The organism is Nonomuraea sp. NPDC050328 (assembly GCF_044459405.1).
Lineage (GTDB): Bacteria > Actinomycetota > Actinomycetes > Streptosporangiales > Streptosporangiaceae > Nonomuraea.
Window position 1 is genome coordinate 301741 of sequence record NZ_JBITIW010000005.1, and the last position, 24964, is coordinate 326704.

Annotated in this window: 22 protein-coding genes; 6 read left to right on the forward strand and 16 right to left on the reverse strand. The window is 71.1% G+C overall.

Features of this window, described 5'->3' with window-relative positions:
• Positions 1-2 precede the first annotated feature (2 nt).
• Entirely contained in the window at positions 3-1523 is a 1521-nt protein-coding gene (locus ACIBG7_RS21135; RefSeq protein ID WP_397337313.1) for a carboxylesterase/lipase family protein, read from the reverse strand.
• A 94-nt stretch (positions 1524-1617) separates the two neighbouring features.
• Between ACIBG7_RS21135 and ACIBG7_RS21140 the strand changes: the two genes are divergently transcribed.
• From ACIBG7_RS21140 to ACIBG7_RS21150, 3 genes are all read left to right on the forward strand, one after another.
• Positions 1618-2241 carry a TetR/AcrR family transcriptional regulator gene (locus ACIBG7_RS21140; protein WP_357928350.1) on the forward strand — a complete coding sequence of 208 codons (624 nt, stop codon included), beginning with the start codon at positions 1618-1620 and terminating at the stop codon, positions 2239-2241.
• Between the two features lie 81 nt (positions 2242-2322).
• Positions 2323-2652: a YciI family protein gene (locus tag ACIBG7_RS21145; RefSeq protein ID WP_397337314.1), complete on the forward strand. Its 330-nt coding sequence runs from the start codon at positions 2323-2325 to the stop codon at positions 2650-2652.
• Between the two features lie 2 nt (positions 2653-2654).
• Entirely contained in the window at positions 2655-3914 is a 1260-nt protein-coding gene (locus ACIBG7_RS21150; protein WP_397337315.1) for an RNA polymerase sigma factor, read from the forward strand.
• On the opposite strand, the gene ACIBG7_RS21155 is transcribed toward ACIBG7_RS21150, so the two are convergent.
• The 10 genes from ACIBG7_RS21155 to ctaD form a co-directional block, all read right to left on the reverse strand.
• Positions 3911-4840: a diacylglycerol kinase family protein gene (locus ACIBG7_RS21155; protein ID WP_357928359.1), complete on the reverse strand. Its 930-nt coding sequence runs from the start codon at positions 4838-4840 to the stop codon at positions 3911-3913. The genes ACIBG7_RS21150 and ACIBG7_RS21155 overlap by 4 nt on opposite strands.
• A gap of 52 nt (positions 4841-4892) precedes the next feature.
• A complete protein-coding gene (locus ACIBG7_RS21160) occupies positions 4893-7637 on the reverse strand; it encodes an immune inhibitor A domain-containing protein (protein ID WP_357920413.1) in 2745 nt (914 codons plus the stop codon).
• An 83-nt stretch (positions 7638-7720) separates the two neighbouring features.
• On the reverse strand, positions 7721-10246 hold the full coding sequence (locus ACIBG7_RS21165) for an immune inhibitor A domain-containing protein (RefSeq protein ID WP_397337316.1): 2526 nt from the start codon (positions 10244-10246) through the stop codon (positions 7721-7723).
• 102 nt (positions 10247-10348) lie between these two features.
• Positions 10349-13051, reverse strand: a complete 2703-nt coding sequence (locus tag ACIBG7_RS21170; RefSeq protein ID WP_397337318.1) for an immune inhibitor A domain-containing protein — start codon at positions 13049-13051, stop codon at positions 10349-10351.
• Positions 13052-13128: 77 nt separating this feature from the next.
• Complete coding sequence (gene frdD / locus ACIBG7_RS21175) at positions 13129-13476, reverse strand: fumarate reductase subunit FrdD (protein ID WP_357920421.1); 348 nt, start codon at positions 13474-13476, stop codon at positions 13129-13131.
• A complete protein-coding gene (locus tag ACIBG7_RS21180; RefSeq protein WP_397337320.1) occupies positions 13476-13847 on the reverse strand; it encodes a hypothetical protein in 372 nt (123 codons plus the stop codon). The genes frdD and ACIBG7_RS21180 overlap by 1 nt, the downstream gene beginning before the upstream one ends.
• Entirely contained in the window at positions 13844-14605 is a 762-nt protein-coding gene (gene sdhB, locus ACIBG7_RS21185; RefSeq protein WP_397337321.1) for a succinate dehydrogenase iron-sulfur subunit, read from the reverse strand. Before sdhB ends, ACIBG7_RS21180 begins: the two co-directional genes overlap by 4 nt.
• On the reverse strand, positions 14602-16332 hold the full coding sequence (gene frdA, locus ACIBG7_RS21190; RefSeq protein WP_357920429.1) for a fumarate reductase (quinol) flavoprotein subunit: 1731 nt from the start codon (positions 16330-16332) through the stop codon (positions 14602-14604). Before frdA ends, sdhB begins: the two co-directional genes overlap by 4 nt.
• A gap of 4 nt (positions 16333-16336) precedes the next feature.
• Complete coding sequence (locus ACIBG7_RS21195) at positions 16337-16570, reverse strand: hypothetical protein (protein WP_357920431.1); 234 nt, start codon at positions 16568-16570, stop codon at positions 16337-16339.
• 2 nt (positions 16571-16572) lie between these two features.
• Positions 16573-18273 (reverse strand): cytochrome c oxidase subunit I, encoded by a 1701-nt coding sequence (gene ctaD, locus ACIBG7_RS21200; protein ID WP_357920434.1) that lies wholly within the window; start codon positions 18271-18273, stop codon positions 16573-16575.
• 207 nt (positions 18274-18480) lie between these two features.
• Here ctaD and gdhA point away from each other — a divergent pair, with 207 nt between their 5' ends.
• The gene (gene gdhA / locus ACIBG7_RS21205) at positions 18481-19824 is read left to right on the forward strand and encodes an NADP-specific glutamate dehydrogenase (protein WP_357920436.1); all 1344 of its coding nucleotides are present in this window, start codon (positions 18481-18483) and stop codon (positions 19822-19824) included.
• 59 nt (positions 19825-19883) lie between these two features.
• Positions 19884-20744, forward strand: coding sequence for a GNAT family N-acetyltransferase (locus tag ACIBG7_RS21210; RefSeq protein ID WP_397337322.1), 861 nt, complete (start codon positions 19884-19886; stop codon positions 20742-20744).
• Between the two features lie 10 nt (positions 20745-20754).
• Here the strand turns inward: ACIBG7_RS21210 and ACIBG7_RS21215 are convergent, their stop codons facing one another.
• From ACIBG7_RS21215 to ACIBG7_RS21225, 3 genes are read right to left on the reverse strand one after another with little or no spacing between them, the layout of a single operon-like run.
• Positions 20755-21390: a DUF402 domain-containing protein gene (locus ACIBG7_RS21215; protein WP_397337323.1), complete on the reverse strand. Its 636-nt coding sequence runs from the start codon at positions 21388-21390 to the stop codon at positions 20755-20757.
• Positions 21391-21434: 44 nt separating this feature from the next.
• Positions 21435-21956 (reverse strand): AAA family ATPase, encoded by a 522-nt coding sequence (locus ACIBG7_RS21220; RefSeq protein ID WP_397337324.1) that lies wholly within the window; start codon positions 21954-21956, stop codon positions 21435-21437.
• 15 nt (positions 21957-21971) lie between these two features.
• A complete protein-coding gene (locus ACIBG7_RS21225; protein ID WP_397337325.1) occupies positions 21972-22622 on the reverse strand; it encodes a hypothetical protein in 651 nt (216 codons plus the stop codon).
• Positions 22623-22727: 105 nt separating this feature from the next.
• Here ACIBG7_RS21225 and ACIBG7_RS21230 point away from each other — a divergent pair, with 105 nt between their 5' ends.
• A complete protein-coding gene (locus ACIBG7_RS21230) occupies positions 22728-23918 on the forward strand; it encodes an aminotransferase class I/II-fold pyridoxal phosphate-dependent enzyme (RefSeq protein WP_357920451.1) in 1191 nt (396 codons plus the stop codon).
• A gap of 87 nt (positions 23919-24005) precedes the next feature.
• Here ACIBG7_RS21230 and ACIBG7_RS21235 read toward each other — a convergent pair whose 3' ends face one another.
• Both ACIBG7_RS21235 and ACIBG7_RS21240 read right to left on the reverse strand, forming a co-directional pair.
• On the reverse strand, positions 24006-24431 hold the full coding sequence (locus ACIBG7_RS21235; RefSeq protein ID WP_397337327.1) for a hypothetical protein: 426 nt from the start codon (positions 24429-24431) through the stop codon (positions 24006-24008).
• An 89-nt stretch (positions 24432-24520) separates the two neighbouring features.
• The gene (locus ACIBG7_RS21240) at positions 24521-24919 is read right to left on the reverse strand and encodes a hypothetical protein (protein ID WP_357920457.1); all 399 of its coding nucleotides are present in this window, start codon (positions 24917-24919) and stop codon (positions 24521-24523) included.
• Between the last annotated feature and the right edge of the window lie 45 nt (positions 24920-24964).

Sequence of the window (24964 nt, forward strand, 5' to 3'; positions counted from 1 at the left end):
GTCTAGGACCAGAACCCGCACTGGTGGGCGGTGGCGAGGTCGCCCGGCTCGGTCCGCGCGGGCGGCGAGGCCAGGACCTGGGTGGTGGGGCGGTCGGGGTCGAAGGCCGGCCAGCGCGGCAGGCCGGGCGTGTTGGGGTCGCCCGTGCGGGCGAACGCCGTCCAGTACTTGATCATGAGGGCGGACAGCGGGTCGCGTCCCGAGGCGGGGAACAGGTAGGCGAGTTCCGCGCCGTGCGCGGAGCCGAGCGGGAAGTCCGATCCGGGGATCTCGGTGGTGACGTCGGCTCCGGTGAACTCGTAGGCGTAGGTGCGCACCCGCCGGGCGAGGCTCCCGTTGCGCTCGTGGGTCGGGCAGCTGAAGACCACGTCGGTGGTCAGGCTCGCCCACGCCAGCCCGGGCGAGCCGTACCGGTCGAGCGGGTACCTGCGGGCGACCTCCCCGGCCCGCGCGCCGAACGCCTCCTCCAGCAGCCGGGCGTAGGTCGCCGCGGTGATCGGCGTGCCGGGCAGTTCGTAGAAGAGGGCGACCATGTACCGCATCTCGTCACGGGTGGTCCCGGAGATCACCGGGACGCGGTGGAAGGCACCCTCGGCCATGGCCCGCTCGGGGTCCTTCGGCAGGACCGGGCTGCCGGCCGCGGGCGTGATGAAGCGGTCGTGCAGCGGAAGCAGGCGCTCGGCGGGCAGCCGGCGCAGGCAGGCGAGCGCGGTCGCCGGGTCGGCGCAGCCCACCTCGGCGGCGAGCCGGGCGCCGTCGCCCTCCCGCTCGGCGACCGTCGGCCACTGGTGGAAGGCCGGGAGGCCGGGGAACATCGTCCCGGCCGGGACCGTCCCCGTGCACGGCGCGCTCTGCATGATCGCCCGCTGGAACAGGCCCGCCGCGCCCGGTGAGGCGGGGTGCGCGCAGACGCTCTTGCCCCCGGCGGACTCGCCGAACAGCGTGACGTTGCCGGGATCGCCGCCGAACGCGGCGGCGTTGCGGCGCACCCAGCGCAGGGCGGCCTGCTGGTCCTCCAGGGCGAACCCGCCGGAACCGGCCAGGCCCGGGTGGGCGAACAGCCCGAAGACTCCCAGCCGGTAGTTGACGGTGACCACGATGACGTCGCCGGTGGCGGCCAGGCGGCGGGCGTCGAAGTCGCTGCCCGCCCCCTCGACGAAGCCGCCGCCGTGCAGCCACACCATGACCGGTTTCCGCCCGCCCGGGGTGCGGGGGACGGTCACGTTGAGGTACAGGCAATCCTCCGACGTGCCGGCCGGGGCGGTGGGCTGGGTGCAGCGGGGTCCGGGGGCCGTGGCATCTCGAACGCCTGGCCATGGGGCGGCGGGGCCGGGCGAGCGCCAGCGCCGCTCGCCCGTGGGGGCGGCGGCGTACGGGATGCCCTGGTAGAGGCGGTGGCCTGCGGTCTGCGTGCCCTTCACCCAGCCGAGGTCGGTGCGGACCTGCGGGCTCGCCGGGGTTGTGACCAGGCCGGCCGCGAGGACGGCCAGCGCCATCCCGTGGGTCCATCGCCATCGGATCATCGGTTTCTCCATCACCCTCAAATCAATACGTGTGTATGAGAATGACCTACGTGCGGCCACTAAAGCAAGTCGGATGTACTGATAAGCTTCGGCCGTGGGGGATGAAGGCGGTCGGACGCGGGGGCTCGGCGCCCGGCACGAGGAACGCCGCGGGCAGATCGCCGAAGCCCTGCTGGCGATCATCGACCGGGGCGGGCTCGACGCGGTGAACCTGCGCGACGTGGCCGCCGAGGCGGGCGTCTCGCTCGGCTCCGTCCAGCACTACTTCCGCAGCAAGGACCAGATGCTGCTGTTCGCCCTCGACCACATCAGCGAACGAGGCTCCGAGCGCGTACGGCAGAGCCTCGGCGACGGCGACCAGCTCCCCCGCACCGTCCTGCGCCGCGTCCTCGCCGAACTCGTCCCCACCGACGAGCGCCGCCTCGCCGAACTCCGCATCGCCACCGCGTTCACCGCCCGGGCCCTGGTGAACCCGGCACTCGCCGAGCATCTGAGCACCGGCTACGCCGCCTTGAACGACCTGCTGGTCCTGCTGCTGCGGCAGGCCAGGCAGACCGGGGACGCGCCCACGACCCTCGACCCCGAGCGCGCCGCCGCCGGGTTGTTCGCGCTGGCCGAGGGCCTCGGCACGCACGTCCTCCTCGGCCAGACCGACGCGAGTACGGCGCTGGCCGTACTGGACGAGTATCTTGACCGGCTCTTTGCCGGCCCGCCCTGAACAGGCGTGTCGATTTCCGCCGAGCCGTTCGTCGTCATAGGTGAGTCGTCATAGGTGACAGGCCTGAGAGAGGATCGGCAGATGCCCAAGTACGCGATCTTGATTTACGAGCGTGAGATCCCCGTCGAGGAGATCCCGGCCGACGTCATGGAGGCCAACATCGCCGCGGAAGAGGGGATCAAGGCCCTGGGCGCGCGGGTGGTGGACGAGACGGCGCTGCAACCGGCGAGCGTCGCGACCACCATCAGGAAGGGGGGAGTCGTGACCGACGGGCCGTTCCTGGAGACGAAGGAGGCGTTCGCCGGGATCTTCGTGATCGAGGCGAGAGACCTCGACCACGCGATCCAGGTGGGCAAGCTGCTTCCGATCATGGACGGTGGTGTGGAGATCCGGCCGCTGGTCGAGAGCTGACCATGGCGGATCGGCGCGCGGTCCGGCGCGCGCTCGCCGACGCGCACCGTCGCGAATGGGCCCGCGTGCTCGCCGCGACGGTGCGCGTCACGCGCGAACTCGACCTGGCCGAGGAGTGCGTGCAGGAGGCGTACGTCGCCGCGCTGGACGCGTGGACCCACGCCGGGATCCCCGCCAACCCCGGCGCGTGGCTGGTCACGACCGCGCGCAGGAAGGCGCTCGACGCGCTCCGCCGCGAACGGGTGCTGCGCACCAAACTGCCCCTGCTCACCGGGGACACCGACGACCACATCGAGGACACCGACGACACCGGCTCCGGCACGGACACCCCCGAGGAGCCGTCGTCGATCGGCGACGACCGGCTGCGGCTCGTCTTCATGTGCTGCCACCCGGCCCTCGACACCGCGGCGCAGGTGGCGCTCACGCTCCGGCTGGTGTGCGGCGTCGCCACCCCCGACATCGCCAGGGCCTTCCTGGTCACCGAGCCCGCCATGGCGGCGCGCATCACCCGGGCCAAGAAGAAGATCGCCCTGGCGCACATCCCGTTCCGCGTCCCCTCCGACGCCGAGCTGCCGGCCCGGCTGGACGCCGTCCTCACCGTGATCCACCTGCTGTTCACCACCGGGCACACCGCTCCGCACGGCGCCGACCTGACCCGGGCCGACCTCCAGGTGCGCGCCATCGACCTGGCCAGGCTGCTGCACGGCATGATGCCGGACGAGCTGGAGATCGCGGGCGTGCTCGCCCTCCTGCTGGTCAACCACGCCCGCCAGGCCGGCCGTACCGACGCCGAGGGCCGCCTCGTCCTCCTGGAGCACCAGGACCGCTCCACCTGGGACCGCGCGGCCATCGCCGAGGGCCACACGCTCGTCGACACCGCCCTGCGCGCGGGCCCGCCCGGACGCTTCCTGCTCCAGGCGGCCATCGCCCTGCTCCACGCCCAGGCGCCGACGTACGCGGAGACCGACTGGCGGCAGATCCTCGAGCTGTACGGCAGGCTCCACGAGGTGTGGCCGTCCCCGGTGGTCGAGCTCAACCGCGCCGTCGCCCTGGCCATGGTCCACGGCCCCGAGGCCGCGCTGCGGGTGGTGGAACGCCTGGAGACGCAGATGGACGGCTACCAGTACCTCCCCGCGGTCAAGGGCGAACTGCTGCGCCGGCTCGGCCGCGACGAGGAGGCCGCCGCGGCCTACCGCCAGGCCCTCGACCTCACCGGCAACGAGGCGGAACGCGCCTACTTCACCGACCGTCTCGGCCCCTAGCGGTCCTCGAAGGAGTCGGGCACCATGACCCGCACCCCGTTGGGCACGACGCGCAGCGTGAGCGGCGTCATCAGCCGCACCTCGCCGTCGACGTCGGCCGCCATGGGCGGCTCGGTCTCCAGGACCATCTCCCGCCCGGTCACGAACGGCCCCCCGGCCAGGCTGCGCCAGCGGCCGGTGGTGGCGCGGGCGAGGGTCTCGCCGAGCAGCCGCACCTTCTTGCCGGATCCGAGCTGGTAGGCCACCAGCAGCCCGTTGTCGATGCTGATGTCCTTGGCCACCTGCCAGCCGCCGTGAAAGCGCCCGTTGGCGATGTTGAGCTGGTGCGTGAGCAGTTCGTGCCGCTTGCCGTCCACGGTGATAAAGGCGCGGAAGGGCGTGTGGCCGGGCAGGATGGTGAGCGCGGTCAGCGGGTAGGCGGGGCGGCCGATGAGCCGCTTGAGCCACGGCTTCACCTTGCCGGCGACCTCGACGGAGACGCCGAAGCTGGCCAGGTTGGCGAACGGCCGGTCGCCGGCCATGCCGAGGTCGATGTCGGCCACCTTGCCCTCGGCGAAGACGCGGATGGCTCCGGCCAGGTCGAGGGGCAGCCCGAGGCTGCGCGCGAAGTTGTTGGTGGTGCCCAGCGGCAGCACACCGAGGGCCACGTCCTTGTGCGCGACGTGGCGCACCGCGGAGGAGAGCGTGCCGTCGCCGCCGCCCACGATCAGCAGGTCGGGCTTGAGCTCCAGGGCCTTGTCCAGATGGGCGCGCAACCGTTTGGGGTTGACGACCGAGTATTCCGCCAGCGGCTCGAACCCCAGGCCGTGGATCTGGTCGAGCACCTCGAAGTAGTGCTTGCGGCCGCGTCGCGAGCGCGTGTTGATGACCACCGCGACGCGGCGGTCGCGACGGATGGCATCGGTGTGCTCGGCCTTGGTCCTCATGGCATCACATCGTAGGGCCGTCGCGACGGAAAGCCGCGACGGCCCATGATCCTTACTTCTTGGCCGGGGTCACTTCGAGGACCGCGCCGATGTTCCCGGGCAGCGGGAGCAGCAGCTTGATCTCGACACCGTTCTGCACGCCCGCGTCGGCGGGGTTGCCGGTGCCCAGGACGTGCCCGCCGGTGATCGTCGTCCCGTACAGCTCGGTGGCCGGGGTGCCGTCGGCGTTGACCGCCCTGGTGGTGTACGGCCGGCCCTCCACCGAGGGCACCACGACGGAGGCGTCCCGGTCGCGGAACATCAGCCGGCCGTCACGCACCTCGATGCCCGGATACCAGGTCTTGGCGTCGGTGAAGGCCTTGACGCCGCGCTCGCCGCCGAAGGTGTTGCAGTAGAGCGTGAACACGTCGGCGCCGTTGGTGCACGACTTGAACGACGGCGTGCGGCCGAAGCCGAAGGCCGCGTTGGCCGGCTGGAGCCAGGCGTTGACGTTCTTCTGCACCGTCGGGTGGTGCTCGGCGGCCTCGCCGGTGTAGCGCAGCGGCTCGAAGTGCGAGTCGACGGCCAGCAGCGAGCCCTTGGACCCGAGCGAGGGCTGGTCGAACTGCGCGGCGTCCACGTCGTTGACGTCGTAGACGTGGTTGCGCAGCGTGATCAGCAGGCCGGGCGCGTTGTACTTGACGCGCTCGACGTTCCAGGCGTTGTCCACGAACCAGTTGGTGTCGTAGGCCCACTTCAGACCCTCGTCGAAGCCGTCGGTGTTGCGCCACTCGGCCAGGTAGTACTGCTGGACGGCGGTGGTGCCGTCGCCCTGGTGCCAGCCCTTGCCGACGGTGCGCTTCTTGAAGCTGGTGACCAGCGGCGTCCAGCCGTTGAGCCCCTGCTCGACGTCGTCGCTCCAGACGGTGTTCGCGCCGGAGGTGAGCGAGAAGTCGTCGACGAACCAGCCGTTCTCCATGAACAGGTCGTCGGTCATGTAGCGCAGGCGGAGCTGGACCGTCTTGCCGGCGAAGGCGGCCAGGTCCACGTAGTCGTGCCGCCAGGCCTGCTGGTAGCCGGTCAGGCCGTACTTCTTGCCGTCCAGGCGGGCCAGCGCGCCGTTGGGGTCGGTGTAGTCGTCGCCGGTGGAGACGAGCTGCCCGCCCTCGGTGAAGATCTTCTGCTCGGCCCAGGTGGCGCCGCCGTCGGTGGAGACCTCGACGAAGCCGTAGTCCCAGTCGCCCTCGATGGCGTAGCTGTTCCACATCCAGAACTTCGCGTCCGCGGGCACCTGGATCTCGCGGGTGATGCGGACGTCGGAGTTGGACTGGTCGTTGCCGGACTGCCAGACCTTGGCGCCGCTGTGCGGGGTGGTCTGGACCCGGGTCAGGCCGGGCAGGTTGACCCGGACGCCGTCCGCGGTGAACTTGGGCGTGCGCGAGGTCTGGCCGACGGTGACGGCCTGCTTGCGGTCACCGGGGTTGATCACCTTGGGGTTGGCCCAGCCCAGGATCCACTTGTCCCACAGGCCCATGTGCGTCGGCATCGACTGGAAGATCGGGCCGGAGTGCGAGCCGTTGGCCATCAGGTCCCAGAAGGCGATGTCGGAGTCGCCGCCGGCGCCGGAGTTGTCGTACAGGTCGGGCAGGCCCAGGTCGTGGCCGTACTCGTGGGCGAAGACGCCCACGCCCGCGTCCTCGCCCTGGAGGATGTAGTTGGAGATCTTCAGGTTGGTGCCGGGGATGGTCGCGCCGCCGGCCACGTCGGAGGAGTGCGCCCACAGGGCGTAGCTGCCCTGCGCGCCGCCGCCGCCGGACTTGTCGACGCCGGCGTGGACCAGCACGAGGTGGTCGATGACGCCGTCGGGCTCGTTGTAGTTGCCGTCGCCGTCGGCGTCGGTCACGTCCTCGATGTCGTAGTCGGCCCAGGGGAAGGCCGGGTTCTGCTGCGCGAGGGCGGTCACCGCGTCGATGGGGAGCTGCTCGTTGCCGGCGGGGAAGCGCGGGTTGCTCGGGTGGCCGGACATGTCCTGCACGCGCTCGCCGCAGCGGGCGGCGCCGTAGTAGCCCTCGGAGTGCGGGACCTTGATCCAGCCGACCGCCTCACCGGTGACGGTGTAGGCGCCCTTGGACATCTCCTCGTACATCTTCTTCATCGAGTAGCCGGAGATGTCGACGCCGGGCTTGCCGTCGCGCGGGTCCTTCAGGTCGGGCCGGACGCGGGTGGTGATGCCCTTGTCCGAGTACAGCATGTCGTTGTAGTGCTTGGTGTTGAAGTCGGGCACCCACATGCTGAAGTTGTCCTTGCCGCTGGCGGCGGGGTTGGGCAACTGGTTGTGCAGCGGGCCGTTGAGCTTGGTGCCGGCCGGCTCGGTGACGCAGACCGCGGGGTCGTCGAAGTCCTGGCGCTGCACGCCGGAGAAGTCGTCGTTGGCGGTCTCGCTGAACTCCACCAGCAGCGTCAGCAGCTTGGCCGTCTGCTTCTTGGGCGCCTTCTTGTAGATGAACTCGAAGGGGTTCTTGCCGGTCCTGAGCGCCTCGGCCTCGCGGGCGGCCAGCACTCGGGCCGCGGCGGGGTTGCCGTCGCGGTGCTTCTTGTCGATCTCGACGGCGCGGCGCAGGGCGGCCGGGTTGACCAGTTCCGAGGTGTCCTCCTCGGTGGGGAACCTCGGCTCGACGTAGTTGATGTAGTGGTCGGCGGCCGAGGGCACGTAGCGGGCGGGCGTGGTGTCGGCCTGCGCCGCCACGCCGCCGGAGGTCAGCCCGGCGGCGGTTAAGCCCGCCGCCAGGAAGGCGGCGAGCAGGGGTCTGCCTGTCACAGGTCTCCCTTTCTGAAAAGCGTGAGTCAGAGGAGACGTTAGGTGCAGACAGGTTCAATGTTAAGAACGATGCGAAACCGTGATCATCGGCCCGAAGGCGTCGCTTTGACCACCACGGTCACGTTGCCCGCGAGCGGCAGCAGGACCTCGAACCGCACGCCGTAGGCGAGCTTGCCGGGGTCGCCCGTGCCGAGCTTGTGACCGTTGCCGAGCTCGGTCCCGTAGGCGCCGGTGGCGGGCCTGCCGTCCGGCAGGACCACCCTCGTGCTGTACGGCCCGCGCGCCGGGACGACCACCGAGGCGTCGAAGTCGCGGTACCAGAACCAGCCGTCGCGCTGCTCGAAGCCGGGATACCAGGTCTTGGCGTCGGTGAAGAGCGGCACGCCGGTGGCGGCCAGCCCCGCGGGCTTGGTGGCGAAGGCGGCGTTGGCCGCCTGCACCCGGCCCGGCAGGTTCTCGCCGTTCGCCCGGCGCATGGGCTCGTAGTGCGAGTCGACCAGCAGCAGGCTGCCCTTCACCCCGATGCTCGGCGGCTGCTCCAGGGTGGGGATGAGCACGTTGGCGGGGTAGGAGGCGTCCCGGAGCCAGACCAGCAGGCCCGGCGCGTTGTAGCGCAGCTTGCTGACCAGCCAGGTGCCAGGCCCCATGGTCTTGGTGTCGTAGCCGTGCCGCAGTCCCTGGTCGAAGCCGTCGAGGGTGCGCCATTCGGCGAAGTAGGCGCGGAAGGAGCGCCGCAGGCCGTCGTTGGCCTCCCAGCCGCCGCTCCAGCCGTTCGCGCCCTGCTCGACGTCGTCGCTCCAGAGCGTGACGCCGCCCTCGGTGAGGCTGAAGTCGTCGGCGTGCCAGCCGCGCTCGGTGGCCGCCTCGTCGGTGACGTACCGCAGGCGCAGGTGGATCTGGCGGCCGGCGTAGCGGGCCAGGTCGACGTAGTCGTGCCGCCAGTCGAAGGTGCGCCCGGTCAGGGCCAGCTCGAAGGTCACCTCCTCGCCGCCGGCGTCGAAGACGCGCTGGCGCTCCCAGCTCGCGCCGCCGTCGGCCGAGACCTCGACGTAGCCGAAGTCGCGGCCGAACTCCAGCTCGTAGTTGTTCCACATCCAGAACCGGCCGCCGCCCGCGGGCACCTGGAGCCGGCGGGTCAGCCGGACGTCGGCGGTGTCCTGGCCGGTGCCCGACCACCAGGCGTGCCCGCCGCTGTGCGGGGTGAGCATGCGGGTGGCCTGCACGGGCAGGTCCACGCGGATCCCGTCGACCGCGCGGGACGGGGTGCGTGAGGACTGGCCGAGGGTGAGCGTGCGGGCCGCGTCGCCGGGCGCGAAGCGCCGGGGGTTGGCCCAGCCCAGCAGCCACTTGCCCCACAGCCCGAGATGGGTCGGCATCGACTGGTAGAGCGGCCCGGCGTGCGCGCCGCTGGACATCAGGTCCCAGAACTCCACGTCCGGGGTGGCGGTGTTGGTGGTGTCGTAGAGGTCGGGCAGGCCCAGGTCGTGGCCGTACTCGTGGGCGAACAGCCCGACCCCGGCGTCCTCGGGCAGGAGCATGTAGCTGGAGACGCGCCGGCTCCCCCCGGGTACGGCGTGGCCGCCCGGCACCGAGCCGGAGTGCGCCCAGAGCGCGTAGGTGCCCTCCGCTCCCCCGTCGGTGGACTTGTCGCGCCCGGCGTGCACGAGCTGGAGGTGGTCGATGACGCCGTCGGGCTCGGCGTGGTTCCGGTCGCCGTCGGCGTCGGCCACGTCCTCCAGGTCGTAGTCCTTCCAGGGGAAGCCCGCGCCGAGCGCGTCGACCGCGTCCACGGCGAGCTGGGCGGGGCCGAGCGGGTTGGCCGGGTGGCCGGTGTTGTCGGAGGCGGGCCGCCCGCAGGCGGTCGCGCCGTACCACGCCTCGGAGTGCGGGACCCGCACCCAGCCGGAGACGGTGCCGGTGATCGTGTAGGCGCCTTCGGACAGCTCCTGGTAGTAACGCTTGAGGGTCAGGCCGGACAGGTTGACGCCCTTGCGGCCGTCGCGCGGGTCGATCAGGTCGGGCCGCACCCGGGTGGTCAGGCCGCGGTCGCTGTAGAGCAGGTCGGTGTAGTGCTTGGGGCTGAAGTCCTTGACCCAGAAGCCGTTGTTGTCCTTGGCCTTCACCGGGGCGGGGATGCGGTTGTGCAGGGGGCCGTTCTTGCGGGTGCCGGCCGGTTCTGTGACGCAGTCCCAGGGTTCGCCGGTGAGCGATCTGGGCCGCTCGAATCCCGAGAAATCATCGTTCGCCTGGTCGTTGAACTCGACCAGCAGCGTCAGCACCTTGGCCTTCTTGACCTGCTTGGCGCCCTTGTGCAGGAACTCCGCGGGGTTCTTGCCGGTGCGCAGGGCCTCGGCCTCGCGGGCGGCCAGCACCCGCGCCGCGGCCGGGTTGCCGCTGACCGCGAGGCCGCCTTCGGCCTGCTTGCGCGCCCGGGCGTCGATGCGCGGCTCCGGGTGCGCGCGCTCGTCGCGCGGTGGCGAGGCGGCGGCGGTCAGCCAGGGCGGCGGCCGGTCACCGGGTGCGGCGGCCGGGGCCGGAGCCGGGGCGGGCAGGGGAAGGAGGACCGCGGCGAGGAGCGTGAGCGCCGCGAGAAGGTGTCTGCTGAGCACGCGACGGGACACTAGGCGGGCGATCGATGCATGGTCGGCATAACACCCAATTCGGCATAAAGGCCGCCGCGGTGTCCCCCGCGGCGGCCGGTCACGCGTCTTCTACTTCTTGGGAGGGATCACCTCCACGAGCGCGGCCAGGTTGCCCGGCAGCGGGCTGACCAGCCTGATCTGCACGCCCATGGCCTTGCCCTCGTCCCCGGGGTTGCCGGAGCCGAGTTTGTGGCCGTAGAAGTCCTGTCCGTAGAACGCCGTGGCCGGGCTGCCGTCGGCGTTCACCACCCGGGTGCTGTACGGCTGGTCGCCCAGCGAGGGCACGACCGCCGAGGCGGCCCCGTTGCGGATCACCGGCGCGCCGTTGAGGATCTCCAGGCCCGGGTACCAGGTCTTGGCGTCGGTGAAGACCGGCACCCCGCGCTGCGCCGGGAAGTCCGAGCACGCGCCCTCGGCGAAGCACTCGCGCATCGGGTAGGTCTTGGCGAAGGTGAAGGCCGCGTTCGAGCTCTGGCTGCGCGCCGGCAGGTTCTTGTGCCAGGTCGGGTCGGCCTGGGCCCCGGCGCCGGTGCGCTTGAGCGGGTCGAAGTGCGAGTCCACGACCAGGAGCTGGCCCTTGGAGCCGATCGACGGGGCGTCGTAGCGGAAACCGTCCACGTCGTTGCGCTCGTAGTGCGCGTCGGCCAGGGTGACCAGCAGGCCGGGCGCGTTGTAGCGGACCCGCTCCACCTGCTGCACCCCGCCGGCCGAGCTGGTGTGGTCGTAGCCCCAGGCCAGGCCCTTGTCGAAGCCGTCGGTGTTGCGCCACTCGGCGAGGTAGAACTGCTTGGTGCGCGCGACGCCGTCGCCGAGCGTCCAGCCGGGGCCCTTGCTGTTCTCCCAGCTGTCCACGGTGGCGGTCCAGCCGTTGGCGCCCTGCTCGGCGTCGTCGCTCCACACCGTCCGGCCGCCGGCGGTCAGGCTGAAGTCGTCGCTCAGCCAGCCCTTCTCGTTGGTGTTGGGGTCGGTGGCGTAGCGCAGCCGGAGCTGGATCGTCCTGCCCGCGAACGGGGCCAGGTCCACGTAGTCGTGCCGCCAGCCGCCGGTGGAGCCGGTCAGGCCGTACTTCTTGCCCTTGAAGTCGATGCCGAGCCGGCCGTTGGGGTCGGCGTAGCCGTCGTCGGTGGAGACCAGCGTGCCGGCCTCGTCGTAGATCTTCTGCTCGGCCCAGGTGGCGCCGCCGTCGGTGGAGACCTCGATGAAGCCGTAGTCCCAGTCGGCCTCGATGTCGTAGTGGTTCCAGAGGCGGAACTTGGGGTCGCCGGCCGGGACCTGGAGGGTACGGCTCAGCCGTACGTCCGCCCAGTTCTGGGTGTTGTCCGACCACCAGGCCTTGCTGCCGCTGTGCGGGGTGGCCAGGGGGAAGCGCCGGTCGGGCAGGTTGACGATGACGCCGTCCTCGGTGAGCTTGGGCGTGCGCGAGGACTGGCCGAGGGTGAGCAGGCGCTTGCGGTCGCCCGGGCCGACCGCCTCGGGGTCGGCCCAGCCCATGATCCACTTGCCCCACAGGCCCATGTGCGTGGGGCCGGTCTGGAACAGCACGCCGGAGTGCGAGCCGGACGACATCAGGTCCCAGAAGCCGACGCTGGAGTCGGAGCTGGGGCCTTGCGAGTCGTAGAGGTCGGGCAGGCCCAGGTCGTGGCCGAACTCGTGGGCGAAGATGCCGACGCCGGCGTCCTCGCCCTGCATGATGAAGTTCGAGATCTTCTTGTCGGTGCCGGGGATGGTGTGGCCGCCGGCCACCGCGCTGGAGTAGGCCCACAGCGCCAGCGGGCCCTGCGCGCCGCCGCCCATCAACTTGTCGATGCCGGCGTGCACGATGACCAGGTGGTCGATGACGCCGTCGGGCTCGGCGAAGTTGCCGTCGCGGTCGGCGTCGCTGACGTCCTCGACGTCGTAGTCGGCCCACGGGAAGTCGGGCTGCTGGGCGGCCAGCACGTTGACCGCGTCCACGGGCAGTTGCGCGCCGCCGTTGGGGTTGGCCGGGTGGCCGCCGTTGTCGGACATGTCGGAGCCGCAGGCGGTCGCGCCGTACCACGCCTCGGAGTGCGGCACCTTCAGCCAGCCGATCGCCTGGCCGGTGACGCTGTAGGCGCCCTTCGACATCTCCTCGTACATGCCCTTGAGGCTGCCGGAGACGTCGATGCCCTTCTTGCCGTCGCGCGGGTCGGTCAGGTCGGGGCGGACCCGGGTGGTGATCCCCTTGTCGGAGTAGAGCAGGTCGTTGTAGTGCTTCGGGCTGAAGTCGGGCACCCAGAAGCTGAAGTTGTCCTTGCCGCTGGCGGCCGGGTCGGGGATCTGGTTGTGCAGCGGCCCGCTGTAGAAGGTGCCCGGCGGCTCGGTGACGCAGTCCTCGGAGTCGGCGGTGGACTTGGGGCGGCTGAAGCCGGAGAAGTCGTCGCGGGCGTTCTCGTCGAACTCCACCAGCAGGGTCAGCAGCTTGCCCTGCTTGGCGACCTTGGCCTTCTTGAACAGGAAGTCGGCCGGGTTGAGCCCGGTGCGCAGCGCCTCGGCCTGGCGTTCGGCCAGCACGCGGGCGGCGACCGGGTTGCCGCCGGTCTCGGCCTTGTCCGGCTTGCCGGCCTTGCTCCGGGCCCGGGCGTCCGGGGAGCTCTCGTCGGTCTCGGGGGCGACCGCCGGTTCGGCGTAGTTGGCGTAGAAGTCGCCGGGCTGCGGCACGTACCGCGCCACCGAGGCGTCGGCGGGGGCGGCGACGGTTAACGCCGCGACCAGCCCAATCGCCGGGGGGATCGCGAGCAGGCGTCTGGACACAGTTTCCCTCTCGATCACTGGAGTCTGAGAGGGAACCTAAAGCTTCCTATGTCACAGTGCAATATGACATTTTGAATTCAGAACAGGATCAGCCCGGCGGCCACCCCGCCCGCGACGGCTCCGCCGTAACAGACCAGCGCGATCAGCGGATCGAGCCGGCCCGCGCCGAGCATCTCCTCGCTGGTGAAGCGGATCCGGTGCGCGGCGTGGAACAGGCACAGCGTCACCACCGCCAGCAGCGCGAGCCGTACCACAAGCGGGCCGGTCAGCTCGGCCAGCCGAGCCGGGGACGGCCACTCCAGCACGCCGAGCGGCATCAGCACCCCGAACAGCAGCACGAGCACCGGCAGCAGCAGCGCCGCGACCACCCCGCCCGCGCTGAACAGCAACCAGAGGTACGGCTCAGCGGTCCGCCTGCGCGCCATCACGCCCCCCGCAGCACGAAGAAGGCGACGATCGCCGAGACCAGCACCCACAACGAGTGGTTGCCGCCCTGGATCAGGAAGGCAGGCACCCGCCAGCCGTCCAGCCGCACCACGGTGGCCTTGGGCGCGAGGTTGAGGAAGGTGATCGTGTGGAAGACCGTGGCGGCGAGCGTCAGCAGGTTGAGCCCGATCACCCAAGGCTGGGCGGCGAAGGCGCGGAAGTCGCCGCCGTTGACCGCCGCGTCCAGCAGCAGGATCAGGAAGACGATCGCCCAGGCGACGAAGACGCTGGTCAGCTCGCGGGCGACGAAGACGGTGTAGGCGCGCTTGCGCAGGAACCACAGGGCGTCCCGCTTGGCCACGTAGCTCATCGCCGGCTCCAGGGCAGGATCGAGCGGATCGCCGCGGTGACCTTGTAACGCTGGATCGCCTCGGCGGGGTCGACGTGCTTGGGGCAGACCCGGGTGCACTCGCCGACGAAGGTGCAGCCCCAGACCGCCTCGTCCAGGTTGAGCAGGTCGAAGCGGTCGCCCTGGTCGCGCGGGTCGAGGTTGTAGCGCTGGGCCAGGGCGATGGCGGCCGGGCCGAGGAAGTCGGGGTCGAGGACGTAGACCGGGCAGGCGGAGTAGCACAGCAGGCAGTTGATGCACATCGAGTACTGCTTGTAGGACTCCAGTTGCTCGGGCGTCTGGGCGTACTCCGCGGTCAGCGGCAGTTCCTCGCCCTCGCGGATCAGCCACGGCCGCACGTGCTGCAGCTTGGCCAGGAAGCCGTCGATGTCCACGACCAGGTCGCGAAGGACCGGGAAGCCCTGGAGCGGCTCGATGCGGACCGGGCCGTCCCCGAACTCGGTGAAGAAGGTGCCGCAGGTCAGCCGCGGTTCGCCGTTGACGGTCATGCCGCACGAGCCGCAGATGCCCATCCGGCACGACCAGCGGAAGCTGAGCGAGCCGTCGAGCCGGTCCTTGACGTAGGTCAGGCCGTCGAGCACCGCCCAGTCGTCCATCAGGGGCACGTCGTAGCCCTGGAAGACGGGCTCGGCGTCCTGGCCGGGCCGGTACCGGGCGACCTCCAGCCGGATGGTCCGGCCGGGGGCCGCCTTCTCGACCGTTTCCGCGGTGTCGGTCATCGTCCGTATACCCTTTCGCCCGGTGGCCAGCGGGTGATCGTCACGGGGAGCAGGCCGACCGACGGGGTGCCGTCGGGGGCGCGGTGCACCAGGGAGTGCGCCAGGAAGTTCTCGTCGTCGCGGTGGCGGAAGTCGGTGCGCTGGTGGGCGCCGCGCGACTCGCGCCGGTTGAGCGCGCAGGCGACGATGGTCTCGGCGAGGTCGAGCAGGCAGCCGAGCTCCAGCCAGGTGAGCAGCTCGGTGTTGAAGGCGGTGCTGGAGTCGTCCAGCCGGGCCTCGGCCGCGCGCTGGCGCAGGTCGGCCAGGGTGTCGACGGCCTTGGCGAGCACGTCGCCGGTGCGGTAGATGCCGGCCGCGCCCTCCAGGGTGTGCTGCATGCGTTCGCGCAGGTCGGCGATGCGCTCGCCGGAGCGGCGGGTCTCGCGCAGGTGGCTCAGGCGGCGTTCCTCGTCGGCGCCCTGGGCGCGGACGGCCCGATCCTCGCCGCCCCGGTGCTCCCTGGCGAAGGCGGCGGCGGCCGTGCCGGCCCGGCGGCCGAAGACGAGGATCTCGGGCAGGGAGTTGGAGCCCAGCCGGTTGGCGCCGTTGATGCTGACGCAGGCGGTCTCCCCCGCGGCGTAGAGCCCGGCGATCGGGGTGGCCCCGTCGAGGTCGGTGTGGATGCCGCCCATCATGTAGTGCACGACGGGCCGCACCGGGATGAGGTCGGTGGCGGGGTCGAGGTTCTGGTAGCTGCGGCACAGCTCGCGGACGAACGGGATGCGGGCGTCGATCTTGGCTTCGCCCAGGTGCCGCAGGTCGAGGTAGACGACCGGGCCGTAGGGGGTGTCGACGGTGCGTCCCTTGTGCTGCTCGTGCACGAAGGCCTGGGACAGCCGGTCGCGGGGGCCGAGTTCCATGCTGCGCAGGTTCGGGGTGGGGGTGGGCGTGCCCAGGTCGTAGTCCTGGAGGTAGCGGTAGCCGTCCTTGTTGATCAGCCAGCCGCCCTCGGCGCGGGCCGCCTCGGTGATCAGGATGCCGGTGAACGGCAGGCCGGTGGGGTGGTACTGGACGAACTCCATGTCCTTGAGCGGCGCCCCGGCGCGGTAGGCCAGGGCCATGCCGTCGCCGGTCTTGATCGCGGCGTTGGTGGTGAAGGGGAAGACCTTGCCGCAGCCGCCGGTGGCGAGGATGACGGTGCGGGCGGCGATGGCCTCGACCCGGCCGGTGCGGATGTCGAGGGCGACGACGCCGTGGACCCGGCCGTCGTCGACGATCAGTTGGGTGACGTACCACTCGTCATAGCGCCGTATTTCGGGATATTTCAGGGTTGTCTGGAACAAGGTGTGTAACAGGTGGAACCCGGTCTTGTCGGCGGCGTACCAGGTGCGTTGCTTCCGCATGCCGCCGAACGGGCGCACCGCGACCCGGCCGTCGGCCTCCCTGCTCCACGGGCAGCCCCAGTGTTCGAGCTGGATGAGCTCCCGCGGCGCCTCGGCGATGAACATCTCCACCGCGTCCTGGTCGCACAGCCAGTCGCCGCCCGAGATCGTGTCGTAGCAGTGCTCGTCGAGGCTGTCGTCCAGGCCGATCACCCCGGCCGCGCCGCCCTCGGCCGAGACCGTGTGGCTGCGCATCGGGTAGACCTTCGAGACGACGGCGACCTCCAGCGTCGGATCCGCCTCCGCGACGGCGATGGCGGCACGCAGCCCGGCCCCGCCGCCGCCGACGATGAGCACGTCGATCATCTGGTCAGCTCCCGTGGTCGGCTTCTGAGGGGTCCTTCACCCGCTTGCCGTCGTGCCGGATGGCGGCGATGTGGATGCTGCCGTCGTGGTACTCGTGCCGGATCCGGCGGCAGCCGCATTCGTAGAACTGGTCGCGGATCAGCAGGCCGTACCCGTCGTCGTCCAGTAAGCGCTCACCACCGGACTTCTTGCCGCAGGGGGCGGTCTCCGCGCTGAAGGGGGTGCGGGTGCCGGTCATGGTCACGAGTCCTTGCCTGGGATCGGGCCTTCCGTCTCGTCGCCGGGCGCGTCCACCTGCCGGGTCTGCGTCGCCGCGTGCGGGTAGTGCAGGTCGAAGGCGGGCCGCTCGGAACGGATCGGCGGGATGCTCACGAAGTTGTGCCGGGGCGGCGGGCACGAGGTGGCCCACTCCAGCGAGTTCGCGAACCCCCACGGATCGTCGACGGTGACCTTGGGGGCGCGCCGGGCGGTCCTCCAGACGTTGTAGAGGAAGGGCAGCGTCGAGGCGCCGAGCAGGAAGGCGCCGATGGAGGAGATCAGGTTGAGCGTGGTGAAGTTGTCGATCGGGCTGTAGTCGGCGTAGCGGCGCGGGAAGCCCGCCGAGCCGAGCCAGTGCTGGACCAGGAAGGTGGTGTGGAAGCCGAGGAAGAGCGTCCAGAAGTGCACCTTGCCGAGCCGGTCGTCGAGCATCTTGCCGGTCATCTTCGGCCACCAGAAGTAGAACCCGGCGAACATCGCGAACACCACGGTCCCGAACACCACGTAGTGGAAGTGCGCGACCACGAAGTAGGTGTCGCTGAGGTGGAAGTCCAGCGGCGGGCTGGCCAGGATGATGCCGGTCAGGCCGCCCAGCAGGAAGGTCACCAGGAAGCCCAGGCAGAACAGCATCGGCGTCTCGAAGCTCAGATGGCCGCGCCACATCGTGCCGATCCAGTTGAAGAACTTCACGCCGGTCGGCACGGCGATCAGGAAGGTCATGAAGGCGAAGAACGGCAGCAGCACCTGGCCGGTGGCGAACATGTGGTGCGCCCACACCGTCATCGACAGGCCGGCGATCGCGATCGTCGCGCCCACCAGGCCCATGTAGCCGAAGATCGGCTTGCGGCTGAAGACCGGGATGACCTCGGTGATGATCCCGAAGAACGGCAACGCGATGATGTAGACCTCGGGATGGCCGAAGAACCAGAACAGGTGCTGCCACAGCAGCGCGCCCCCGTTGGCGGCGTCGTAGACCTGCGTGCCGAGCTTGCGGTCGGCCTCCAGCGCCAGCAGCGCCGCCGCCAGCACCGGGAAGGCCATCAGCACGAGCATGCTGGTGAGCAGGACGTTCCAGGTGAACAGCGGCAGCCGGAACATCGTCATGCCCGGCGCGCGCATCCCGATGATCGTGGTGATGAAGTTCACCGCGCCCAGGATCGTGCCCAGCCCGGACAGCGCCAGGCCCATGATCCACAGATCTCCGCCCAGGCCCGGGCTGTAGATCGCGGTCGACAGCGGCGTGTAGGCGAACCATCCGAAGTCCGCCGCGCCGCCGGGGGTGGCGAACCCGGCCAGCACCATCAGCCCGCCGAACAGGAACAGCCAGTACGCCACCGCGTTCAGCCGCGGGAAGGCCACGTCCGGGGCGCCGATCTGCAACGGCATCACCACGTTGGCGAACCCGGCGAACAGCGGCGTCGCGAACAGCAGCAGCATGATCGTGCCGTGCATGGTGAACAGCGCGTTGTACTGCTGGTTGCTGACCGCCTGCAGCCCCGGCTGGGCCAGCTCGAACCGGATCACCATCGCCATCAGCCCGGCCACCAGGAAGAAGGCGAAGCTCGTGATCAGGTAGAGGTAGCCGATCACCTTGTGGTCCGTCGTGGACAGCCACGAGACGATCACCGTGCCCGTGCGTCGCCTTCTCACCTGGTCGAACGAGGTCTGGCGAACGGTTGTCACGGCTGTTCCCTCCGTCGGTGGGGTACGGCCTCGATCTACCCATTTCACGTCAGTTGCGGGCTTGTGAAAACCCGTGCGCAGGTGATTTCTGGACAACGGCGCCACCGGAACGGTCCGGCCGGGCGGCGAACCGGGGAGCCGTAGCGAGCTCACCGGCGGGCGGCCCCTAAAGTGAGCGTGCCCGGAACCCGTGACCTTGGAGCTCATGTGCTGCACGAGAAGCTGTCGTCGATCTACGACAACGTCCTTCGCCGCAATCCCGGGGAGGACGAGTTCCACCAGGCCGTGCGCGAGGTGCTGGTGAGCATCGGCCCGGTTCTGGCCAAGCACCCCGAGTACGCCGAATCGAAGATCATCGAGCGGATCTGCGAGCCCGAGCGCCAGATCATCTTCCGGGTGCCGTGGCTGGACGACCGCGGCGAGGTGCAGATCAACCGCGGCTTCCGGGTCGAGTTCAACAGCGCGCTCGGCCCCTACAAGGGCGGGCTGCGCTTCCACCCCTCGGTCTACCTCGGGATCGTCAAGTTCCTGGGGTTCGAGCAGATCTTCAAGAACGGCCTGACCGGGCTGCCCATCGGCGGCGGCAAGGGCGGCTCCGACTTCGACCCGAAGGGCCGCTCCGACCGCGAGGTGATGGCCTTCTGCCAGAGCTTCATGACCGAGCTCTACCGGCACATCGGCGAGTACACCGACGTGCCCGCCGGTGACATCGGCGTGGGCGGGCGGGAGATCGGCTACCTGTTCGGCCAGTACAAGCGCATCACCAACCGCTACGAGTCGGGCGTCATCACCGGCAAGGGGCTCGCGTACGGCGGCGCCCAGGTCCGCACCGAGGCGACCGGCTACGGGTGCACGTTCTTCGTGGAGGAGATGCTGAAGGCCCGCGGCACCTCCTTCGACGGCAAGCGCGTCGTGGTGTCCGGCTCGGGCAACGTCGCGATCTACACCGTCGAGAAGGTCCAGCAGCTCGGCGGCGTGGTCGTGGCCTGCTCCGACTCCTCCGGCTACGTCGTGGACGACAAGGGCCTCGACCTCGACCTGCTCAAGCAGATCAAGCAGGTCGAGCGCGGCCGGCTCCAGACCTACGCCGAGCGCCGCGGCGAGCACGTCGCCTTCGTGCCCGGCCGCAGCGTGTGGGAGGTGCCGTGCGAGGTGGCGATGCCGTCGGCCACCCAGAACGAGATCACCGGGCGCGACGCGCGCTTCCTGGTGGACAACGGCTGCCTCGCGGTCGGCGAGGGCGCCAACATGCCGACCACGCCGGAGGGCATCGAGGTGTTCCTGGAGGCCGGCGTCGCCTTCGGCCCCGGCAAGGCGGCCAACGCCGGCGGCGTGGCGACCAGCGCCCTGGAGATGCAGCAGAACGCCAGCCGCGACTCGTGGACCTTCGAGTTCTCCGAGCAGCGGCTGCGGGAGATCATGACCGACATCCACGCCAGGTGCCTGCACACCGCCGACGAGTACGGCATGCCGGGCAACTACGTGGCGGGCGCGAACATCGACGGCTTCCGCCGGGTCGCCGACGCGATGCTCGCCCTGGGCCTGGTCTGACCCGGACGCCACCGGAAAACCAGGTGCGCCGCGCCGGTCCGGTGGTGTGCGATCAGGTCATGACGATCGTGTTGGACCAGCCGGGCGCCGAGCGGCTGGACGAGGTCACCGGCGCCCTGCGGGACTGGCAGGCCACCCGGGGGCCGATGCAGCTCCACCCGGGCGACCTCGGCTGGTTCTGGCGGTTCGGCGCCGAGGCGACGGCCGCGGCGCTCCGCACCTGGCGGCGCGACGGCCGGATCGTCGCCCTGGGCCTGCTGGACGCTCCCCGCCTGCTGCGCATGACGCTCGCCCCCGACGCCTTCCAGGACGAGGAGCTGGCCCGCCGCCTGGTCGCCGACCTGACCGATCCCGGGCGCGGCGTGCTGCCGGCCGGCGAGGCCGCCGTCGATGCCCCGGCCACCGCGCTGCTCCAGGACCGGCTGGCCGAGGCCGGCTGGAGCACCGGCGAGCCCTGGACGCCGCTGCGCCGCGACCTCGCCGAACCGGTCAAGGACCCGGGCGTGCGGATCGAGGTGACCGGCCCCGGGCGGGTCTCCGTCCGCACCGCCGTGCACCGGGCCGCCTTCGGCAGCGCGATCTTCACCGACGAGCTCTGGCACGTGATGGCCGCCGGTCCGCTGTACGGCGAGGCCCGCTGCCTGGTCGCGCACGACGGGCGGGGCGAGGCCGTGGCCGCGGCCACCGTGTGGTCGGCCGGTCCCGGCCGGCCCGGCCTGCTGGAGCCGCTGGGCGTGCACCCGGACCACCGCGGCCACGGGTACGGCACGGCGATCAGCGTCGCCGCGGCGGCCGCGTTGCGCGAGCTGGGCTCGTCGAGCGCGCTCGTCTGCACGCCCAGCGCCAACGTCGCGGCGGTCGCCACCTACCGGGCGGCCGGGTTCGAGGCGCTGCCCGAGGTCCGCGACCGCTGCCGCTAGCGCCGCGCTGTCAGGGCCGGCCCGGCAGGTCCCAGTGCGGGGGCAGCCTCGTGGGTTCCCACGCCGGGCCGGGCTCGAAGCCGGTGTGGGTGCCGTCGAAGGGGAAGGCGCCCGCCTCGATCAGCGGGACGATCCGGAGCGCCTCGGCCTTGATCTCGGCGGCCTGCTCGGCGGTCCAGTACTCGGGGTGGCCGGTGCGTTCGGCGAACTCGTCCTCGTCCTTCCACTCCCAGGTGCGGTCCGGCTCCACCCAGATGTCCAGCGCGTGGTCGGCGGTGTCCAGGCCGTCCGGCCACCGGCGCGACGGCTGTTCGAGGTTGACGTACCAGCCCTGGAAGCGGCCTTCGGCGTCGAAGAACCACCACACCGAGTGCGCGGCCTTCGGCGGGGTGAGGATCAGCACGGACGTTTCGCGCCACACCGTGGGGGTGAGCATCGTCGGGATCGCCTCGCGCTCGGCGAGGGGCATCTTGCGCACCGGCTCGCCGTCCAGGGTGCTTCGCCGTACCACCTGGGAGCCGGGGCCCGTCCAGGTCAGCACGCCGGCGGGACCGTCGGCCACGACCCGCGCGGTGTCCACGGCGGCGAAGCGCCCGCTCCGGTAGAGGCAACGGCGGAGGACGGTCTGCCCGGCTCGGAACTCCATGCGGCGAGCCTACCGAGCCGGCCGCCGCTGGAGATCGCCGATCTTCAGAGCACCGCGGCGCGGATCAGGGCCAGCCGCTCCTCGACCGGGGCGGCGGGGACGTCGACGAGCTGGAAGCCGAAGGCGCGGTAGGACCGCTCGTGCAGCTCCTCGAAGCGCAGCGACTCCTCGAAGGTGATGCGGCGGGCCTCGGTGGGCTCGCAGAAGCCGAGGTTGCGGACGAACAGGACGCGGCGGTCGTAGACCTCGTCCCGGGTGATCCGGTCGAGCTCGGCGAGCAGGGCCGGGGTGAGCGGGTGGCCGAGGTAAACGGCCAGGGCGTGCGTGCACACCGGCGAGCGGTCGAAGAAGCGCACCGGCGCGGGCGGCTGCGGCCGGGCCTGGACGGCGACGATCCGGTCGAGGAAGGACGGATCCGTCCACGGCTCGGGCTCCCCGGCGGCCTGGGCCTCCGCGATCACCGCGGTGGCGGCCTCCTCGGTGGTGGCGTAGCCGAGCCCGGCCAGCCGCCGCAGCAGCGTGGTCTTGCCGGAGCCGGGCGTGCCGGTGAGGATGAAACGCTTCATGGAACTAACCTCTCGTCAGGGGCGGCCCGCCTCCCAGGCCTCGCGCAGGGCCCGGATCTCCTCGGGGGCGCTCTCGCGGGCGATGTAGGGGATCTCCAGCAGGTGCCGGGAGCGCGGCAGCCGCTCGCGCACCACCGAGGCGTCCTTCATGACCTGGCCGTACAGGGACTCGCCGTCCATGCAGAACACGTCGATGAGGACGGTCCGGCCGTCCAGGCCCCGGCGGACGTTCCCGGCGTTCAGGTCGATGCCGTCCCACCACGGCGTGCTCGCCCGCCACTCGGCGTCCACCGCGAGGGCCGCCTGCCGTACGTCCTGGAAGGCGGGGTCGCCGTCGGCCCAGCGGCGGGCCACGTCGGCGGCCTGCGCGGGGTCGAGCGGGGCCAGGAACTCCAGGACGGTGAGGGTGGCGCCGCCGTCGAGGTCGGCGTGGAGCAGGACCCGCGGCAGGTACGGGCTGTCCGGGCAGCGGCGGCACAATTCTACGAAAGCCGCGTAGGCCGGGTCGAACGGGCAGACCCGGGCCACGCTCGTCCCGTCGGGCGAGCGCAACGCGAGCGCCCAGTCGCCGACGCCGCCGGGGATCCAGCCGCGCAGCACGAGATGGGCCGCCACCTCGCGATGGGTCCGCACCGCCAGGTCGGAGGGAAGATCGAAAGCCGCCATGCCGGGCAGCCTAGCCAGAACCGCCCGGCCCGGCGCATCGCCGGAGGGTGTCCACACTGCGGAAACGGGCGGGGCCGCCGCCGCGCATCTCCTATCCTGGCTGCCATGACCGCCCAAAGCGACTACGAGGCCCTGGTCCAGCGTCGGCTGAAGCTCGACCTGACCCGCGGCAAGCCCTCCGCCCGCCAGCTCGACCTGTCCAACGCCATGATCGGCCTGCCGGCCGCCGTCAAGGCCGCCGACGGCACCGACGCGCGGAACTACGGCAACCTGCAGGGCCTGACCGAGACGCGCGAGCTGTTCGCCGGCGCGCTGCAGGTCCCGGCCGGCCAGCTCGTCGTGGGCGGCAACTCCAGCCTCGCGGTCATGCACGACACCATCGTCTTCGCCCTGCTCGGCCGGGTCCCCGGGGCCGAGCGCCGCTGGGCCGACCAGGAGATCACCTTCCTGGCCCCGGTGCCCGGCTACGACCGGCACTTCGGCATCTGCGAGCGCTACGGCATCAAGATGATCCCGGTCCCGATGACCGCCGACGGCCCCGACATGGACGTCGTCGAGCGCCTGGTCGCCGAGGACGCGAGCGTCAAGGGCATCTGGTGCGTGCCCAAGTACAGCAACCCGTCGGGCCTCACCTACAGCGACGAGGTCGTCCGCCGCCTGGCGAGCATGCCCGCCGCGCCCGACTTCCGCATCATGTGGGACAACGCCTACGCCGTCCACCACCTCGGCGACGAGCACGACCAGCTCGCCGACCTGCTCGCCCTCTGCGCCGAGCACGGCAACCCCGACCGGGCCTTCGTCTTCGGCTCCACCTCGAAGATCACCCTGGCCGGCAGCGGCATCTCCTTCTTCGGCGGCTCCCCGGCCAACGTCGAGTGGTTCCTGTCGCACACCGTCAAGCAGTCGATCGGCCCGGACAAGCTCAACCAGCTCCGGCACGTCGAGTTCCTGCGCGACCCCGAGGGCCTGGCCGCGCACATGCGCAAGCACGCCGAGCTCCTGCGGCCCAAGTTCGAGCTCGTCGACCGCATCCTCACCGAGGAACTCGGCGACCTGGCCACCTGGACCGCGCCCAGGGGCGGCTACTTCGTCACCCTCCAGGTGCCCAACGCCCGCGAGGTCATCGCGCGCGCCAAGGCCGCCGGCGTCGCCCTCACCCCCGCCGGCTCCACCCACCCCTACCTGAACGACCCGGACGACCGCTTCATCCGCATCGCCCCGAGCTTCCCCGAACTGGACGAGCTCGAACTGGCCATGCGCGCCCTGGTCACCTGCGTCCGCGTCGCCAACGCCTGATCGGCCCGCCGGATCTCCGGTACGCCGGATCTCCGGTACGCCGGATCTCCGGTACGGCGGGCCGTACCGGAGACCGGTGGTCGCGGGTCAGCAGTAGTCGAAGTACGTGATGGCCAGGATCTTGGCCTTCACCTGGTCGCGGTAGTGGCGGGCGGTGGCCGAGTCGCCGGCGGCGGCGAAGATGCCGTAGGCGGTCGGGCGGAAGCCGAGCTGGCTGGTCTCCCCGTAGGGGTGGAAGGTGACGAACACCTCGGCCTGGCCGTTGCCGGCGGCGAAGGTGTACTTGGAACGCCACCACTCCTGGAGCCCCACCTTGGAGGCGGCGCTCTTCACGTCGTTGACGACGTTCTTCCAGCAGCTCGGGTCGTTGAAGGTGCTGACCGCCGCGCCCGGTTTGGCCGCGGCGGCACCGGCGACGGCTCCGGCGCTCGCGTTCGCGCCGGGCGCCGCCATAAGCAGGATCCCCGCCCCGGCCGCCAGGGCCAGCCAGCGGCGTCTTGTCGAACCCCCCATGTTCCCTCCCTCGAAAGGTTCCTCGTTCCTTCGAGAGTGGGGCGGAAAGGCCGGGAGCGCCTGAGCACCCCCGTACCCAAATCAGGCGATCAGCGGCGGAAACCGAACAGGTACTGCCGGGTCTCGCTGGGGTGGAAGGTGACGCCGACGCCGGGCTCGAAGACGAGGTTGTCGCGCGAGCAGTAGCGGAGGTTCTCCCACACCTCCATCGCCCGCTCGCGGGCGGGCGCCTCGGCGACGTCCCGCTTGCGCGCGCCGTACGAGCCGATGACGTAGAGCAGGCCGAAGCCCCAGAAGACGCCGGTGAGGCAGAACGGGGCGAGCAGCACCTCCAGCCAGCTCGACTCGCGGGCCATCGCGATGACCAGCGAGACCACCAGGTGCACCAGCGCGGCGACGCCGAGCATGATCCAGCCCTGGTTGCGGGCCCACGGCGTGTAGTGGCGGTTGGGGAAGGAGAGCCAGATGGCCAGCTGGGTGCGGCTCATGTGGTGCTTCCGGGTGACGGGGACGGCGGGGAGGTCTGCCACCTC

Coding starts and splice junctions, on each gene's coding strand:
- frdA (WP_357920429.1), bottom strand. CDS start 16,332: ATGATCGACGTGCTCATCGTCGGCGGCGGCGGGGCCGGGCTGCGTGCC.
- ACIBG7_RS21230 (WP_357920451.1), top strand. CDS start 22,728: ATGACCGCCCAAAGCGACTACGAGGCCCTGGTCCAGCGTCGGCTGAAG.
- sdhB (WP_397337321.1), bottom strand. CDS start 14,605: ATGACCGACACCGCGGAAACGGTCGAGAAGGCGGCCCCCGGCCGGACC.
- ACIBG7_RS21220 (WP_397337324.1), bottom strand. CDS start 21,956: ATGAAGCGTTTCATCCTCACCGGCACGCCCGGCTCCGGCAAGACCACG.
- frdD (WP_357920421.1), bottom strand. CDS start 13,476: ATGGCGCGCAGGCGGACCGCTGAGCCGTACCTCTGGTTGCTGTTCAGC.
- ACIBG7_RS21135 (WP_397337313.1), bottom strand. CDS start 1,523: ATGATCCGATGGCGATGGACCCACGGGATGGCGCTGGCCGTCCTCGCG.
- ACIBG7_RS21150 (WP_397337315.1), top strand. CDS start 2,655: ATGGCGGATCGGCGCGCGGTCCGGCGCGCGCTCGCCGACGCGCACCGT.
- ACIBG7_RS21240 (WP_357920457.1), bottom strand. CDS start 24,919: ATGAGCCGCACCCAGCTGGCCATCTGGCTCTCCTTCCCCAACCGCCAC.
- ACIBG7_RS21180 (WP_397337320.1), bottom strand. CDS start 13,847: ATGAGCTACGTGGCCAAGCGGGACGCCCTGTGGTTCCTGCGCAAGCGC.
- ACIBG7_RS21210 (WP_397337322.1), top strand. CDS start 19,884: ATGACGATCGTGTTGGACCAGCCGGGCGCCGAGCGGCTGGACGAGGTC.
- ACIBG7_RS21145 (WP_397337314.1), top strand. CDS start 2,323: ATGCCCAAGTACGCGATCTTGATTTACGAGCGTGAGATCCCCGTCGAG.
- ACIBG7_RS21235 (WP_397337327.1), bottom strand. CDS start 24,431: ATGGGGGGTTCGACAAGACGCCGCTGGCTGGCCCTGGCGGCCGGGGCG.
- ACIBG7_RS21195 (WP_357920431.1), bottom strand. CDS start 16,570: ATGACCGGCACCCGCACCCCCTTCAGCGCGGAGACCGCCCCCTGCGGC.
- ACIBG7_RS21155 (WP_357928359.1), bottom strand. CDS start 4,840: ATGAGGACCAAGGCCGAGCACACCGATGCCATCCGTCGCGACCGCCGC.
- ACIBG7_RS21215 (WP_397337323.1), bottom strand. CDS start 21,390: ATGGAGTTCCGAGCCGGGCAGACCGTCCTCCGCCGTTGCCTCTACCGG.
- ACIBG7_RS21225 (WP_397337325.1), bottom strand. CDS start 22,622: ATGGCGGCTTTCGATCTTCCCTCCGACCTGGCGGTGCGGACCCATCGC.